Raw genomic sequence first — 16,181 nt, forward strand, 5'->3', positions numbered from 1 at the left:
CTTAATATAGTATATAACAAAACCAGCATATAAAAAAGCCTAATTGTAAAAACAATTAGGCTTTTTTTATGAACTTTTTTCTTGTACATCATTAATGAGCACTTCTCGTGGTTTACTACCTTCATACGGTCCTACTACACCATTCATTTCCATTGCATCAATTAAACGAGCAGCACGTGTATAACCAACTCTAAACCTACGTTGCAACATAGAAACAGAGGCTGTTTGCATTTCCACTACGAGCTGAACTGCTTCATCATATAATTCATCTTCTACTTCCTGCTTCGTATCAGGAACATCTTGCGGAATCATATCTTCTTGATATTGCGCTTTTTGCTGACCAATAACATATTCTACAACTCTCTCAACTTCATCATCTGATAAAAACGCACCTTGTACACGTACAGGCTTCGATGCACCAATTGGTATAAATAGCATATCCCCACGACCTAGCAGTTTCTCTGCACCACCGCCGTCAAGAATTGTACGAGAATCTGTTTGAGAAGATACAGCGAATGCAATACGTGACGGAATATTCGCTTTAATAACTCCCGTAATTACATCAACTGATGGACGTTGCGTTGCAATAATTAAATGAATACCGGCAGCACGAGCCATTTGCGCTAGACGCATAATCGCATCTTCTACATCCGACGAAGCAACCATCATTAAATCTGCTAACTCGTCCACAATTACGACAATATAAGGTAATTCCGGTTGTTTCGCTTCTGATTGATTATTATGCTCTTTTATATAATCATTATATCCTTCAATATTTCGCGTGCCACTATGAGCAAATAACTCATAACGACGCTCCATTTCACTTACAACTTTTTTCAATGCCTGTGATGCTTTTTTCGGATCCGTTACAACTGGTGTTAACAAATGAGGCACACCGTTATATACATTTAACTCTACCATTTTCGGATCAATCATCATTAATTTTACTTCATGTGGTTTTGCACGCATTAAAATACTAACAATAATACCGTTAATACATACACTCTTCCCGCTACCTGTAGCACCTGCCACTAGTAAATGGGGCATTTTATTTAAGCGGGCTAATACAGCTTCACCTGTAATATCTCGTCCAAGACCAATCAGCAACTTCTCTTCTGGATGATTATTAGCCTTAGAATCAAGAACTTCCCTAAGTGTTACCATAGAAACTTCTGAGTTCGGAACTTCAATCCCTACAGCTGATTTCCCGGGAATTGGAGCTTCAATACGAATGTCCTTTGCAGCTAAAGCAAGCGCTAAATCATCACTTAAACCGACGATTTTGCTTACCTTTACTCCCATATCAGGATACACTTCATATTTCGTGACTGCAGGACCTCTATGTACTTTTGTTACTTTCGCTTTCACTCCAAAGCTTTGGAAAGTACGTTCTAATTTACGAGCATTCTCATAAATTTCCGCATTTTCATTTGTAACTTGCTTATTCTTTGGAAATTTCAATATATCAAGCGCAGGAAGCTTGTAATCTTTATTTTCTACATTTGAAAATTGCATAGGAGGTGCTTGTGTTTCCCCCTCTAGCGATTCAACGATTTTTTCTCCACGCTTTTTCTTCGGCTCTTCAACTGGTGGAGCCTCTTCAATAAACGGTGAAGTAATTAACTCTTCTTCCTCTACTTCAATTCGTTTATCCTCTTCTTCATTTACAGGATAATTCTCAGTGAAATTCGAAATAATCGGAGGATCAATTGAGATTTCTTCCATCGGCTCAATAATTTCTTCATGTTCTGCAGCACGTTTGCTCCTTGTGCTTCTTGTTGTTTTTTTCTTTTCTGTTTGTTCAGCCGTTCGTTTGGCTCTCCAATCTTTATAGTCCCCTTGCATCACTTGAAATTGACTTCTAAGAATTCTACCAACTGGAGCTAACACTTCTCCAATATGCTTATTTGTTATACAAAGTATACCGAGAATAACTAAAATAATACCAATAATATAAGCTCCTACTTCGTCAAATAAGAAGTAACAAGTGGCGAACATAAGTGCACCAAACATGCCACCACCTAAATGAACGCTATCTGGCCCTTTTTTCATTTCAAGAAAGAAATTATCTTTCGTACTTACAATAACAGAAGTATTTTGCACTGCTCCATCTTTCGTAAGAAGGTTAAATAATGTAATATGACTAAACATTAATATCGCCAATACTATTAAATAAAAACCGATTAACCGTTTATTTAAAAGGTTCGGCCATCCACGTTTTATAACGAATGAAACGGATAAAGCTATTACACCTAACACACCAATTATGTACCACTCACCAAAGAAGAAGCGAAAAAATAACACAAACGATTTTCCTACAACGCCTAGCTGTAAAATCGTAATGATTGAAAGTGCAAAAAGAGTTAAACCGACGATTTCATAATACAAAGTTGGCTTTATCGTACGTCTTGCCTTTGCCTTCGTCCCTCTTTGCTTTTGTTTTGCCATTTCTTCACCTCGTGATCTACATATAAGTAAAAATTCCTAAAAAACTCTGCTTATATGTTTGTTTTCTCTATTTTTTCAGGTCTTTATATCTTCTATTTTTACACTTCTTGTAAAATGTTAAATAAACAGAAGAAAGCAGCCCTCTCATGGCTGCTCAACCGTCTTGTTTTTTATATTATACCATAGCTTCTAAACAAAATCCTTCTTTTTGCTAAAAGGTTATTTTCTGTCCCGGCTCAAACTCTAAGTAGTGAAGCGGATCCGTACTTAACACGCGTACAATAGAATAATACCCATGTTCTTCTTCTGAAACCATTAATTCAACACCATTTATATTTACAACTTTTTGACTTTCACATTGCGAATAATCGGCTGGATACACGAGTTGCTCTGGCATAATTGTATATAAAATCATTGTAACATTGTCCCTTCTGCATGATCATCCGCGCGATTATCTATTAATTCGTTTAATTTTCGAATCGCATTTCCGATACCACCGACATCATCTATAAGACCATACTTCACTGCATCTCCACCAATTACATTCGTACCAATATCTCGCGTCAAATTTCCTTTCGCAAACATAAGCTCTTTAAAACGATCTTCCGTTACTTTCGAATGCTTCGTCACAAATCGAATGACTCTTTCTTGCATTTTATCTAAATACTCAAATGTTTGCGGCACCCCTATAACAAGACCTGTTAGACGAATCGGATGAATTGTCATCGTCGCAGTTTCCGCAATAAATGAATAGTCAGTAGAAACGGCAATTGGCACACCGATAGAATGCCCTCCACCTAAAACTAAAGATACTGTCGGTTTTGAAAGCGAAGCGACCATCTCAGAAATTGCTAGCCCAGCTTCAACGTCACCTCCAACTGTATTTAACACTAAAAGCAAACCTTCAATTTTCGGATTTTGTTCGATCGCAACAATTTGTGGAATAATATGCTCATATTTTGTTGTTTTATTTTGCGGCGGCAACTGAACATGACCTTCCACCTGTCCAACAATTGTTAAACAATGAATACGTGATTCATTCATTTGCGGTACATTCGTTTGTCCAAGCTGTTGAATTTTTTCCACTATTGAAGCTTCTTTGCCAGTTTCTTTCGGCTCAGCCTCTTTCTCTTCATTTGTATAACGATCACGTTCTGTCATATCGCATCCCCTTTCACTCGTATATAATTAGTATTTCTTAAGTTATAAATTTCATTCGATAGAGTGAAAAAAGAAAAAAGATCACCCGTAAAGGTGATCTTTTTTATACTTCCATAATAATCGGTAAAATCATAGGTTTTCTCTTCGTCTCTTCGTACAAGAACTGTCCTAATAATTCACGAATATTTTGTTTTAACATAGACCATTCAATTGAATATTCTTTAATTGATTGCTCAACAATCATACGTACAATCTCTGTAGAACGGTCAATTAACGCTTCTGATTCACGTACATATACAAATCCACGTGAAATGATTTCTGGACCAGAGATAATTTTCTTTTCATCTTTACCCAGTGTTACAACAACTACTAATATTCCATCTTGAGATAACATTTTTCTATCTCGAAGAACGATATTACCAACATCACCTACACCTAATCCATCAATTAACACGTTGCCAGCTTGCACTTTGCCAACTAAGTTCGCTTCATCGTCACCAAAACCAATTACATCGCCTTTTTCTACAATAAAGATATTTTCTCTTGCAATACCTACATCTTCAGCTAAGTATGCATGTGCTTTTTGCATACGGAACTCACCATGTACGGGTACAAAATATTTCGGTTTCATTAAATTTAACATTAATTTTAATTCTTCTTGGCTACCGTGACCTGAAACGTGAACTTTTCTTTCACCGTAATAAACAACTTCAGCTCCCGCTCTAAATAACAAATCAATAATTTTCGATACAGATATTTCATTACCTGGAATTGGAGATGCCGCGATAATAACCGTATCACCTTTACGAATTGAAATTTGTTTATGAGCTTGCTTTGCCATTCTAGAAAGGGCTGCCATCGGTTCACCTTGGCTACCTGTCGTTAAAATAGCTACCTTTTTCTCTGGGAAATTGTCTACTTCTTGTAGTGAAATAACCATACCTTCTGGAACATCTAAATAACCAAGACGTCTTGCGATATCTACCACTTTCACCATACTACGTCCTACAACCGCTACTTTTCGTCCTGTTTCAGCAGCTGCATCAAATACTTGTTGAATACGATGTACATTCGATGCAAATGAAGCAACGATAATACGTCCTTCTGCGCCGTAGAACACTTTAGAAATTTCTACACCAACTTCTTTTTCAGAACCTGTATAGCCTGGACGCTCAGCATTTGTACTATCAGATAATAAGCATAGAACGCCTTCATTTCCGATTTGAGCCATTTTCCCAAGGTCTGCTCCACTATTTCCAATTGGAGTTTGATCGAATTTAAAGTCTCCCGTATATACGATCGCACCTTTTGATGTATGGAAACAAACACCAACAGAATCTGGAATACTATGTGTCGTTCCAAAGAATGACACCGTTGTAGTATTAAACTCTACTGTTGAATTTGAATCGATTGTTTTTAAATCTACACGGCCTAACATACCCGCTTCGCCAAGTTTTTCTTGTATAAGTCCTACCGTTAATTTCGTTGCATACACTGGAATTGATAATTTACGAAGTACGTAAACAATGCCACCAATATGATCTTCATGACCGTGAGTAATAAATAAACCTTTTACTCGCTCTTGGTTTTCTACTAAATATGTAATATCAGGAATAACGATATCAATTCCAAACATTTCATCTCCCGGGAACATTAACCCTGCATCTACAATAAAGATTTCAGAATCAATTTCAACACAGTACATGTTTTTCCCGATTTCACCTACTCCACCAAGAGCAAATACTTTAACAGACTCATTCTCTTTTCTCTTCATGTTGTTGCCTGGTTTAAAAATCTTTCAAACACTGATTTCACTAAAATTGCAGAGACACCAGGGGAAACTCTACAACCACCATATATTCACCGTCCAAGACGAATGTCCTTACCGTTATGCGATATCATGTCCTTGTTTATTTTTTAAACCAGGTTTCACCTCTCTTTCATTATATAAATCAAATATCTTATTCGATATGATATGAAAATGTAATCAAATTATAATTTTTACCAATTTTGCTAAGCATACCCGTACTAAGCTACTTAGCCATATTATACCTGATACAAGAAATAGAACACAAGTTAAATCGTGCGAAAGAAAAAGGAAAAGAACGCATTCCCAACAAACTTATCAAACTGATGTCCTTTATATTTACTCCGATTTCGTACCCCATATCGTTTTGAAGAAATAGCTATAAATACTCTAAATTTATTTCATAATATAGATTTTAAAGACTTATTTTTCTAGAATTGAACAAAAACACTTATAAAATGGAGTTTTTTTATGAATTACGTCATATTTGAAGTAATTACTCTCAAAAATAGAATTGGTACTTTATTACGTTTATATAAGCGTTCATTCTATAAATAACTATGACTTTTTAATTCCTTTAAAGGGTTAAGATTATTTTCTTTTACACGTTGCAATATATAATGAAAAACCAGTTAATGATCTTATAAAAACATATATAGGTAAGATAAGAAAAGAGAGGGAAAGACTTTCATACAAATAAAAAATGACCTAGTTCTACACTAGGTCATTTTTTATTAACGAGGGATAGATTGCATAACAGATTGTAACGTTACTCTTTCTTCTTCTGTTAACGGAAGAAGTGGTAAACGTACAGAACCTACATCTAATCCAACCATTTGTAACGCTGTTTTTACTGGTGTTGGGCTTGGCGCCATAAATAATGAATCCGTTACTCTTACAAGTAATTGATGTAATTTTTGCGCCTTCTTAAATTCACCTGCTTGGAACGCTGCAATCATTTCTTGCATTTCATTTCCGATAACATGAGATGCTACAGAAACGATACCTTTCGCTCCAACTGCCATAGCTGGTAGCGTTAAACCGTCATCACCGCTGTATACTGCAAAGTCGTCCGCTGTTTTTTCAATGATTTCTGTCATTGTTAACACATCGCCGCCTGCATCTTTAATCGCAACAATGTTTTCTATTTCTGATAAACGAACAACTGTATCAACGGAGATTTGTACAATAGATCGTCCTGGAACATTATATAGCATAACCGGAAGCGGCGTGCTTTCAGCAATTGCTTTAAAGTGCTGATACATTCCTTCTTGACTCGGTTTGTTATAATACGGTGCTACTAGCATTACTGCATCAACACCAACCTCTGTTGCCTTTTTAGTTAAGTCAATAGAAGCATGCGTATTATTACTACCTGTTCCAGCGATTACGGGCACCCTTTTATCGACAACAGATACGACATGGCGATATAACGCTACTTTTTCTTCTGAAGTTAATGTAGGAGATTCTCCTGTCGTTCCTCCTACCACGATTGCTGTTGTACCGTTATCAATTAAATAATTTACCAATTTCGTTGTCTTTGCAAAATCGATATTGCCGTTTATATCAAACGGTGTTACCATCGCGGTTGCAATTGTCCCAAAATCTATCATGGTCTCACTCCTTATTGTTCCAGTTGCTTTTCTTTTGAAAGCTCAAACGCACTATGTAATGCATTTACAGCCTCCACTAAATCAGTTTCTTTTACAAGAACCCAAATAGTTGTATGACTATCTGCTGATTGCAGAATTTGAATACCTTTTTCAGCTAAAGCTGTAACGATTTTCGCAGTAACCCCTGGGTATCCTGCCATTCCAGCTCCTACAATAGATACTTTCGCACAATGCTCTGTCACAATTGGCTCATATCCAAGGTTTTGTAATAGTTCAACTGCACGATTTGATACATTATCACTCACCGTATAAGCTACCCCAGTAGGTGAAATGTTAATTAAATCAACACTGATTCCTTCATTCGCCATTTCTTTAAACACATGCTGCTGCAAATCATATGCTGTTTCTTTTGCAAGTACTTTAATTTGCGTCACATTTGATACATGTGCAATACCTGTAACAGGACGTTCTTCTACATCACGGCCTTTTGTAGCGCCGTCAGATGCTGAAATAAGCGTACCTTCACTATCAGAGTACGTAGAACGTACACGAAGCGGTACTTTTGCATGCATCGCAATTTCAACTGCACGTGGATGAACGACTTTTGCACCTTGGTATGCCATGTTACAAATTTCGTTATACGTTACAGTTTGAAGATGACGTGCATCTTTTACAATGCGAGGATCCGCAGTCATCACACCTTCTACATCTGTGAAGATATCGATATATTCAGCATGAAGCGCAACACCTAAAGCTGAAGCTGAAGTATCACTACCTCCGCGTCCAAGTGTTGTCGTATCACCTTTTTTCGTTTGTCCTTGGAATCCTGTCACAACGATTACATCTACATTTTCTAGCTCTTCGTGTATACGATCACAATTCATTTCAATAATCTTAGCATTTGTAAAATCATCATTTGTTACAAAACCAGCTTGTGCACCATTTAATGCCGCCGCTTTTATACCGTTCTCATTTAACATGTTAGAGAAAACGATTGCTGAGATTAATTCTCCGCATGATAATAATAAATCTTGCTCACGATTAGAAATGTGAGATTCCTCTTGATTTACAAGACTTAACAACGTATCAGTTGCATATGGTTCACCTTTACGACCCATAGCAGATACGACAGTCACTACTTTATAACCCGCATCTAGCGATTTTTTTATATGATGAAGCGCATGCTTACGTCCATTTTCATCACGTACAGATGTGCCACCAAATTTTTGAACAATAATTTTCATATTTTGCACCTTCTCTTAGCCGTTTACACTAATTGTAATTTTACTAAGCGCTCTGCAATTTGAACAGAATTCCATGCAGCGCCTTTTAATAAGTTATCAGATACGACCCAAAGATGGAATCCTTTATCGTTATTTAAATCTTTACGGATTCTTCCAACGAATACTTCGTTTTTACCTACTGCAGTAGCTGGCATTGGATATAATTGCTCTTCTGGGTTATCTTGCAGAACGATACCTTCTGCATTTGCAAGTAAGTTCTTTAATTCCTCTACTGTTACACCCTCTTTTTCTACTTCAATGTAAACAGACTCAGAGTGACCTGATACAACTGGTAAACGTACACATGTTGCCGCTACTTCTAGCTCTGGCATATGCATAATTTTTTTCGTTTCATTAATCATTTTCATTTCTTCAAATGTAAATCCATTATCTTGGAACTTATCAATCTGTGGAATCGCGTTGAAAGCAATCGGGAAATGTTTCTTATCACCTGATACAGGTAAAACATTCGCCTTTACTTCTTCACCATTTAAGATTGCTTGTGATTGTTCATGAAGTTCTTCAATCGCTGCCGCACCAGCACCTGATACAGCTTGATATGTGGAAACGATTACTCGTTTTAAACCATATTGCTGACGAACTGGCTCAAGAGCTACTACCATTTGAATTGTAGAACAGTTTGGATTTGCAATAATACCGTTATGTTCTTTTAAGTCGTTTTCATTTACTTCAGGTACAACAAGTGGCACGTTTTCTGTCATACGGAATGCACTTGTATTATCAACAACAATCGCACCGCGCTTTGCTGCTTCTGGCGCTAATTGTTTTGATACAGATCCACCAGCACTAAATAGTGCGATATCTACTCCTTCAAAACTTTCAGGAGTTGCCTCTTGAACTGTAAATTCTTCGCCTTTAAATACAAGTTTCTTACCTGCAGATCGTTTAGATGAAAGTAACGTTAACTTCCCGATTGGAAATTCTCGTTTCTCTAAAGTATTTAACATTTGTTCACCAACTGCGCCGGTTGCTCCAACTACAGCGACATGAAAAGTTTTTTGCTTTTCCATCACTATGCCCCTTTCTAGATACCAATCCTTCTATAACTTAGAATGAGAAGGAGTATAGAATACCCCTTCTAATCTTAATAACGTTAATTTTATCATATTCTACAGTAAGAATGATGGTTTCATCGAAAATTGTCCGTTTTTTTTCGTTTTTTAATTCATATATCTGAATTTTTCTACGACAACCGGTTGCAATTGCTTCCCTTGCAGTGCTTCTAATACTGTATCTTCAAGCAGCTCCATGCGTGCTACCATTGAGTTCGGTTTTTTCTCTGGTGCGTCTTGACCGAATGGGACGAAGTAGATGTTTTTTGTGGCCATTAGGCGCATGAGATTTACTCCATTAAGCCCTAAAGCATCATTCGTCGAAACAGCCAATACGACGGGCTTACCATTTCTTAGCGTCGCTTTTGCTGCCATTAGTACTGGAGAGTCTGTCATTGCATTCGCAAATTTACTCATAGAGTTTCCTGTTAAAGGAGCAATTACCATACAATCTAATGGGATTTTAGGTCCAAGTGGTTCTGCGCCAACGATTGAATTAATCGCTTTAAAACCTGTTACTTCTTCAATCTTTTTAATCCATTCTGCCCCTTCGCCAAATCTCGTATTTGTTGATTGAACAGTGTAAGAAACAACTGGACGCACTTCAGCTCCCTCAGCAATTAACTTTTCTAAATGAGGCATTACTTCTTCGTACGTACAATGTGAACCCGTAAAACCAAACCCTATTCTTTTCCCTTTTAAATTCATTCCCCATTCTCCTTTCTTGCGATTACATCTTCTGCTAATAACTGAGAAAGAACGTTCGCTAAAATTTGTCCTGCTGTTTTTGGAGCAACAATACCTGGTAATCCAGGTGCTAACAGCGCTTTGACTCCTCTTTTTTCTGCATATCTAAAGTCGGTACCGCCTGGTTTAGAAGCTAAATCAATTACTAACGTATGAGCCGGCATTTTTGAAATGACATTTGCTGTCACAACGAGATGCGGAATTGTATTAATGACAATATCGATATCCCCTACTTCTTTCTCAATGTTCTGCATATGAAAAGGAGAAAACATCATTTCTGTAATACGTGCAATATGTTCCGATCGTCTTGCTCCAACTTTGACATGGGCTCCTAATGATTGAAATGCTCTGGCAACGCTCATCCCTGTTCTACCAAATCCTAAAACCATTACATTAGAACCATGAATTGTATAGTCGGTATGTTGAATTACCATCATTAATGTACCTTCTACAGTTGGTATAGAATTGTAGATTGCCACATCATCACGATCAAATAATTTAATTAGTTTACGGTTTGTAGTAGATACGAGATTTTCCAAGTAAGGCGTACCAATACCTGAATATATAGTAAAATGTTCTGGTGTATTTTCAATTTGTTCTTTCGTTATAGAAACTTTTTCATTTGAAAAAATAGTATCTACTTCTCCCTTGGCATTTGTACCTGCAACTGGCAAAATAATTGCATCTAAAGAAGTGAAATCTAAATTTTGTATACTTTCTTTTGCTGCCCCTGTGAAGCCATGGTCTAACTGATCAAACCCTATCAATGAAAGTTTCGCATCCAATTCAACGAGCTTGCGAATTACTTCTAGCTGTCTTGCATCTCCTCCTATGACAGCAATATGCATCTCAGTCAACATTCCCTAATTCACCTTCTTTTTCTGTCATTTATAAGAAAAGTGCCTACTTTTTCTTTTTCCTCCACATCATATGTAATGTACGAGTTTTAGGTGATTGAAAAACAAAAAGCACCTATCATGTATCCCGCTATTTGTATGTAGGAAGGTCCTACCTCAAAATTCGGCATAGGAAAAGATATTCTGTTGGATTTTGCTCTGAGTAAAATGAACAAAAAAAGATGACCAAAATGGCCATCTTTCACTTCGAATTTGAACGATCTGTAATATCACAAAGAATCATATCATGCCCCACTTTTTTAATTTGCCTCCATGCTACTCTTATTTCTTGTGGTTCCTTTTTGAAACCTCCCCATTTCCCAGCAGGTATAATAAGAGCCTGTATTTGTCCATCCTTTTCATCAACCTCTAAATCCACATAACCTAAAACCCCCATTTTTTCTGCTCTTTCTAAATTAACAATTTCTTTCCCACTTAGTTCACTTAATCGCATACTCTCTCCCCCTATCCAAATTATTCATTTAAGTTATCCATAATTAGTACCTATTCTATATACCCACAAAAAATAACCGTATCTCATTTAAAAGAGATACGGTTATTTTTAAATCATATATAGTAATTACAGTTTTATTCCTTTTGGAAGTTTTCCATCTGGACTAATTAATGCTGCAGAAAATTCATCTGTAAACATGTTACGAATTAACTCATCTACATTTTCTTTTGTTACAGTGTTTACACTTTCAATAATCTCATCAAGTGAACGGTGCTTACGAAGTAGCAATTCATTTTTACCATTACGGCTCATACGACTATTCGTACTTTCTAAACTTAACATTAAGTTTCCTTTTAATTGCTCTTTACTATTCATAAGCTCTTTTTCTGTAATACCTGTATTTTTCAATGTTTCTAATGTTTCTTGCATTGTTTCATACAGTGTATCCAATTGTTGGCTACCTGTTCCACCATACAGCGTTAACATACCTGTATCTTCATAAGAAGAATGGTAAGAGAATACTGAGTAAGCTAACCCGCGTTGCTCACGTACTTCTTGGAATAAACGGCTACTCATACTACCGCCTAAAACGTTATTTAATACAATTAAGTTATAAATATCTTCGTGTCCCATTTGTAAGCCTTTATATCCTAAACATAAATGAGCTTGTTCTGTTTCCTTTTTACGTGCTACCTTATTAAAATGGAAAATTGGGCTATGTACTTGTTCACGGTTTGTCGTTCCTTCATAACTACCGAAATATTGCTCTACTGTTTGTAAAAAGGCTTCATCAATATTTCCTGCAATTGATACAACTACATTTTCAGGTGTGTAATGATCCTTAATATATTGACGTAGCGTATCACCTGTAAACGTATTAAGCGTTTCTTCTGTTCCTAAAATAGGATATCCAAGCGGATGCGTTTCATATGTTGCTTTCGTTAACATATCATGCACAATATCATCTGGAGCATCTTCGTACATTTTAATTTCTTCACATACGACATTCTTCTCTTTTTTCAGTTCTTCTTCATCAAATGTTGAATTAAAGAACATATCTGCTAATACATCTAAAGCATATTTAGCATGCTCATCTAGCACTTTTGCATAGTAACAAGTGTATTCTTTTGAAGTAAAAGCATTCACTTGCCCACCAATGCTATCAAATGATTCTGCAATTTCACGTGCACTACGTGTTTCTGTTCCTTTAAAGAACATATGCTCTAAAAAGTGAGAAATCCCGTTATTTTTTTCATTTTCATTTCTTGATCCTGCATGGATCCAAATACCAATCGCAACCGATCTTACAGTTGGTATATTCTCCATAACTATTCTTACACCATTTTTACAAGTATATTTTTTAATCAAAAACTTTCCTCCTACTGCCAGTTTCTCTAAATAAGTGCTATTATTTAATGATAACAAGTTTAAGGATGAATGTCATGCAAATGTATTCAATCTACACGTTTTTCATCCAGTAATTCTGTTATATTCCCTACTTTATATCCTTGTTCCTTCAATTTTGTAATCATTGTATCTAATGCTTCTGTTGTGGACGAAGTAGGATGCATTAATACGATAGCACCTGGATGTATTTTTCTCATTACTCTCTGCAATAGTACACCTGGCTCAGGTCGCTTCCAATCAATTGTATCAACAGTCCACATAATCGTTCCCATTTGAAAATCATCTGCAATTTTCACGACTTCATCCCGAAAACTTCCACTCGGCGGTGCAAACCATCTTACCTTTTGATTCGTAGCTGCTTCGATCATTCGATTTGTTTTTTGTAACTGATCTCTTATTTCATCAGACGATAACGTTTTCATATTAGGGTGTGTGTAAGAATGATTTCCAACTTCTTGATTTGCATCAACAATCATTTTTGCAAATCGTAAATTTTCTTTCACCCAACGTCCTTCTAAAAAGAAAGTCGCCTTCACATCATGCTTTTTCAATATTTCTAATATACGAGGCAAATACTCATTTCCCCATGCCACATTTATTGTTAACCCGACCATCTTTTTATCCGGATGACCTCTATAAATTGGTGCTGGTGATAAATCTTCTAAGTGGACACTCGGTGATACTTCCTTGAATTCAAGATGTTTTTGATCAAACTGCTTTAATTTCTTCATATTGTTATAGGATGCTTCCATATCAACTTGTCTTCCATTATATCCTGGTGTTGCTTTCCATATCTTATCAACCATCGCATTTTGCGGTGCAATCTCATATTGTTTTGCATGCTTTTGAATTTCTTCATATAAGTGATCCTGTGCAAAAACAGAATAAGAACCTGCACTGACATATAAAAAGAATATACATATGTATGCCAATATACGAGTTTTCATATAAACCCTCCCATTAACTATATAAAAAACCATTTTTCTTCTTATCTTTGTTAATTTGAGCGTTATAATGAAAACTATACCTATACTGACATAAAAATATATGCAAATCATATTTTTACATAACAAAAAAAGCCAGTTAAACTGGCTTTTACTTATTGCTGCTCTTGTTTGTTTTCTTCTTTAGCAGCTTCTTTTTCTTGCTCTTCTTTTAGCAATACTTTTCTAGATAAATTCACGCGACCTTGCTTGTCAATCTCGATAACTTTAACTGTAATTACATCACCGATTTTCACAACGTCTTCTACTTTACCTACACGCTCAAGTGCAAGTTCAGAAATGTGAACTAATCCATCTTTACCGCTGAATAATTCAACGAAAGCACCGAATTTCTCAACACGTTTCACTTTTCCTTCGTAGATTTCACCTACTTGTACTTCGCGAACGATATCCTCGATAATTTTCTTAGCTTTATCGTTCATTTCTTGATTTATTGAAGAAATGAATACTGTACCATCTTGCTCGATGTCAATTTTAACGCCCGTTTCTTCAATAATTTTATTGATTTGTTTACCGCTTGGTCCGATAACGTCACGGATTTTATCCGGGTTAATTGTCATTGTAATAATCTTTGGAGCGTACGCTGATAATTCAGTGCGTGGCTCTGCAATTACAGATAACATATGATCTAGAATGTGCATACGACCAACTTTCGCTTGTTGTAATGCCTCTTCTAAAATTTCACGAGATAGACCATCGATTTTAATGTCCATTTGTAGTGCAGTTACACCGTGTGCTGTACCTGCTACTTTAAAGTCCATATCACCTAAATGATCTTCCATACCTTGAATATCAGTTAAAATTGTGTAATGCTCACCTGATTTAACTAGGCCCATTGCAATACCTGCAACTGGAGCTTTAAGTGGAACACCAGCATCCATCATTGCTAAAGTACTACCACAAATACTCGCTTGTGAAGTAGAACCATTTGATTCTAATACTTCAGATACAAGACGTACTGTGTATGGGAAATCTTTTTCAGACGGAATTACAGGCTCAAGAGCACGTTCTCCTAGTGCACCGTGACCGATTTCACGACGACCTGGTCCACGCATTGGTCTTGTTTCACCAACACTAAATGATGGGAAATTGTAATGGTGCATAAAGCGTTTTGATTCTTCTACACCAAGACCGTCTAAAATTTGCACATCGCCTAATGCACCTAATGTACAAATACTTAATGCTTGTGTTTGTCCACGTGTGAATAAACCAGAACCGTGTGTACGAGATAAAATGCCAACCTCTGATGCTAATGGACGAATTTCGTCACCTTTACGGCCATCTGGGCGGATTTTCTCAACTGTAATAAGACGACGTACTTCTTCTTTTACAATTTTATATAAAATCTCATTTACTTGTCCTAATGTATCAGCATCAGCTTCTTGCGCTTCGTAATGCTCAATTACACGCTTTTTCACTTCGTTAATTGCATCTTCACGTGCATGTTTCTCATGTACTTGAATTGCAGAATGCATATCCTTCTCAGCCATTTCACGTACAGCTTGGTTAAGATCAGCGTCAACTTCATAAAGTTTCACTTCTGATTTCTCTTTACCTACAGCTTGTACAATCTCTTCTTGGAATGCAATTAGACGTTTAATTTCGTCATGACCAAACATAATTGCTTCTAACATTGTTTCCTCAGGCACTTGATCTGCTCCTGCTTCAACCATGTTAATTGCATCTTTCGTACCAGCTACAACAAGGTGAATATCACTTTGTTCTTGCTGTTCTACTGTTGGGTTGATAACGAATTCGCCGTTAATACGACCAACTGTTGCACCCGCGATCGGACCTTCAAATGGAATGTCTGAAATCGATAACGCTAATGAAGAACCAAGCATAGCTGCCATTTCAGAAGAACAATCTTGATCAACACTCATTACGATGCTGACAACTTGTACTTCGTTACGGAAACCATCTGCGAAAAGTGGACGAATTGGACGGTCGATTAAACGACTTGCCAAAATTGCTTTTTCACTTGGACGACCTTCACGTTTAATGAAACCGCCAGGAATTTTTCCGACTGCATATAAACGCTCTTCATAGTTTACTGTAAGTGGGAAGAAATCTACATTTTTTGCTTCTTTTGATGCAGTTGCTGTAGATAGAACCGCTGTATCGCCATATCTTACTAATACTGCTCCGTTCGCTTGCTTTGCAAGCTGACCTGTTTCAACTGTTAGCTGGCGACCAGCTAAATCTATCGAGAAGACTTGCTTTTCTTGACTCATTTAAGTACCCCTCTCAATTTAAAGTATTCAATTCTTCTATGTAAATGGATAGTA

13 protein-coding genes are annotated in these 16,181 nt (G+C 36.6%); all 13 read right to left on the bottom strand.

What is annotated here, in order from left to right; translation table 11 throughout:
- Nucleotides 1-66: 66 nt before the first annotated feature.
- Nucleotides 67-2,448, bottom strand: coding sequence for a DNA translocase FtsK (locus MR147_RS15190; protein ID WP_001118775.1), 2,382 nt, complete (start codon nt 2,446-2,448; stop codon nt 67-69).
- A gap of 211 nt (nt 2,449-2,659) precedes the next feature.
- Nucleotides 2,660-2,863, bottom strand: a complete 204-nt coding sequence (locus tag MR147_RS15195; protein ID WP_000605027.1) for a YlzJ-like family protein — start codon at nt 2,861-2,863, stop codon at nt 2,660-2,662.
- Nucleotides 2,860-3,609, bottom strand: a complete 750-nt coding sequence (gene tepA, locus MR147_RS15200) for a translocation-enhancing protein TepA (protein WP_000139815.1) — start codon at nt 3,607-3,609, stop codon at nt 2,860-2,862. The genes MR147_RS15195 and tepA overlap by 4 nt, the downstream gene beginning before the upstream one ends.
- 103 nt (nt 3,610-3,712) lie before the next feature.
- Nucleotides 3,713-5,383: a ribonuclease J gene (locus MR147_RS15205; RefSeq protein WP_000823085.1), complete on the bottom strand. Its 1,671-nt coding sequence runs from the start codon at nt 5,381-5,383 to the stop codon at nt 3,713-3,715.
- Between the two features lie 767 nt (nt 5,384-6,150).
- A complete protein-coding gene (gene dapA / locus MR147_RS15210; RefSeq protein WP_000564761.1) occupies nt 6,151-7,029 on the bottom strand; it encodes a 4-hydroxy-tetrahydrodipicolinate synthase in 879 nt (292 codons plus the stop codon).
- 11 nt (nt 7,030-7,040) lie between these two features.
- Complete coding sequence (gene dapG, locus MR147_RS15215; RefSeq protein WP_000692473.1) at nt 7,041-8,273, bottom strand: aspartate kinase; 1,233 nt, start codon at nt 8,271-8,273, stop codon at nt 7,041-7,043.
- A gap of 23 nt (nt 8,274-8,296) precedes the next feature.
- Complete coding sequence (gene asd, locus MR147_RS15220; protein ID WP_000414848.1) at nt 8,297-9,343, bottom strand: aspartate-semialdehyde dehydrogenase; 1,047 nt, start codon at nt 9,341-9,343, stop codon at nt 8,297-8,299.
- 150 nt (nt 9,344-9,493) lie between these two features.
- The gene (gene dpaB / locus MR147_RS15225; RefSeq protein ID WP_001049480.1) at nt 9,494-10,093 is read right to left on the bottom strand and encodes a dipicolinate synthase subunit B; all 600 of its coding nucleotides are present in this window, start codon (nt 10,091-10,093) and stop codon (nt 9,494-9,496) included.
- Complete coding sequence (gene dpaA, locus MR147_RS15230; protein WP_000954725.1) at nt 10,090-10,992, bottom strand: dipicolinic acid synthetase subunit A; 903 nt, start codon at nt 10,990-10,992, stop codon at nt 10,090-10,092. The genes dpaB and dpaA overlap by 4 nt, the downstream gene beginning before the upstream one ends.
- A gap of 238 nt (nt 10,993-11,230) precedes the next feature.
- Nucleotides 11,231-11,482, bottom strand: coding sequence for a YlmC/YmxH family sporulation protein (locus MR147_RS15235; RefSeq protein ID WP_001239753.1), 252 nt, complete (start codon nt 11,480-11,482; stop codon nt 11,231-11,233).
- Between the two features lie 126 nt (nt 11,483-11,608).
- The gene (locus tag MR147_RS15240) at nt 11,609-12,850 is read right to left on the bottom strand and encodes a M16 family metallopeptidase (RefSeq protein ID WP_000592994.1); all 1,242 of its coding nucleotides are present in this window, start codon (nt 12,848-12,850) and stop codon (nt 11,609-11,611) included.
- 86 nt (nt 12,851-12,936) lie between these two features.
- Nucleotides 12,937-13,836: a polysaccharide deacetylase family protein gene (locus MR147_RS15245; RefSeq protein WP_242304500.1), complete on the bottom strand. Its 900-nt coding sequence runs from the start codon at nt 13,834-13,836 to the stop codon at nt 12,937-12,939.
- A 152-nt stretch (nt 13,837-13,988) separates the two neighbouring features.
- The gene (gene pnp, locus MR147_RS15250; RefSeq protein ID WP_000076746.1) at nt 13,989-16,127 is read right to left on the bottom strand and encodes a polyribonucleotide nucleotidyltransferase; all 2,139 of its coding nucleotides are present in this window, start codon (nt 16,125-16,127) and stop codon (nt 13,989-13,991) included.
- Nucleotides 16,128-16,181 lie beyond the last annotated feature (54 nt).

It is taken from the genome of Bacillus cereus group sp. BfR-BA-01350 (assembly GCF_022663775.1).
Taxonomy (GTDB): domain Bacteria; phylum Bacillota; class Bacilli; order Bacillales; family Bacillaceae_G; genus Bacillus_A; species Bacillus_A paranthracis.

What these genes read in the sequence shown, in the direction of transcription:
- MR147_RS15245 (WP_242304500.1), bottom strand. Translation starts at nt 13,836, where the DNA reads ATGAAAACTCGTATATTGGCATACATATGTATATTCTTTTTATATGTC.
- MR147_RS15205 (WP_000823085.1), bottom strand. Translation starts at nt 5,383, where the DNA reads ATGAAGAGAAAAGAGAATGAGTCTGTTAAAGTATTTGCTCTTGGTGGA.
- MR147_RS15195 (WP_000605027.1), bottom strand. Translation starts at nt 2,863, where the DNA reads ATGATTTTATATACAATTATGCCAGAGCAACTCGTGTATCCAGCCGAT.
- asd (WP_000414848.1), bottom strand. Translation starts at nt 9,343, where the DNA reads ATGGAAAAGCAAAAAACTTTTCATGTCGCTGTAGTTGGAGCAACCGGC.
- dapA (WP_000564761.1), bottom strand. Translation starts at nt 7,029, where the DNA reads ATGATAGATTTTGGGACAATTGCAACCGCGATGGTAACACCGTTTGAT.
- dpaB (WP_001049480.1), bottom strand. Translation starts at nt 10,093, where the DNA reads ATGAATTTAAAAGGGAAAAGAATAGGGTTTGGTTTTACGGGTTCACAT.
- pnp (WP_000076746.1), bottom strand. Translation starts at nt 16,127, where the DNA reads ATGAGTCAAGAAAAGCAAGTCTTCTCGATAGATTTAGCTGGTCGCCAG.
- tepA (WP_000139815.1), bottom strand. Translation starts at nt 3,609, where the DNA reads ATGACAGAACGTGATCGTTATACAAATGAAGAGAAAGAGGCTGAGCCG.
- MR147_RS15235 (WP_001239753.1), bottom strand. Translation starts at nt 11,482, where the DNA reads ATGCGATTAAGTGAACTAAGTGGGAAAGAAATTGTTAATTTAGAAAGA.
- dpaA (WP_000954725.1), bottom strand. Translation starts at nt 10,992, where the DNA reads ATGTTGACTGAGATGCATATTGCTGTCATAGGAGGAGATGCAAGACAG.
- dapG (WP_000692473.1), bottom strand. Translation starts at nt 8,273, where the DNA reads ATGAAAATTATTGTTCAAAAATTTGGTGGCACATCTGTACGTGATGAA.
- MR147_RS15190 (WP_001118775.1), bottom strand. Translation starts at nt 2,448, where the DNA reads ATGGCAAAACAAAAGCAAAGAGGGACGAAGGCAAAGGCAAGACGTACG.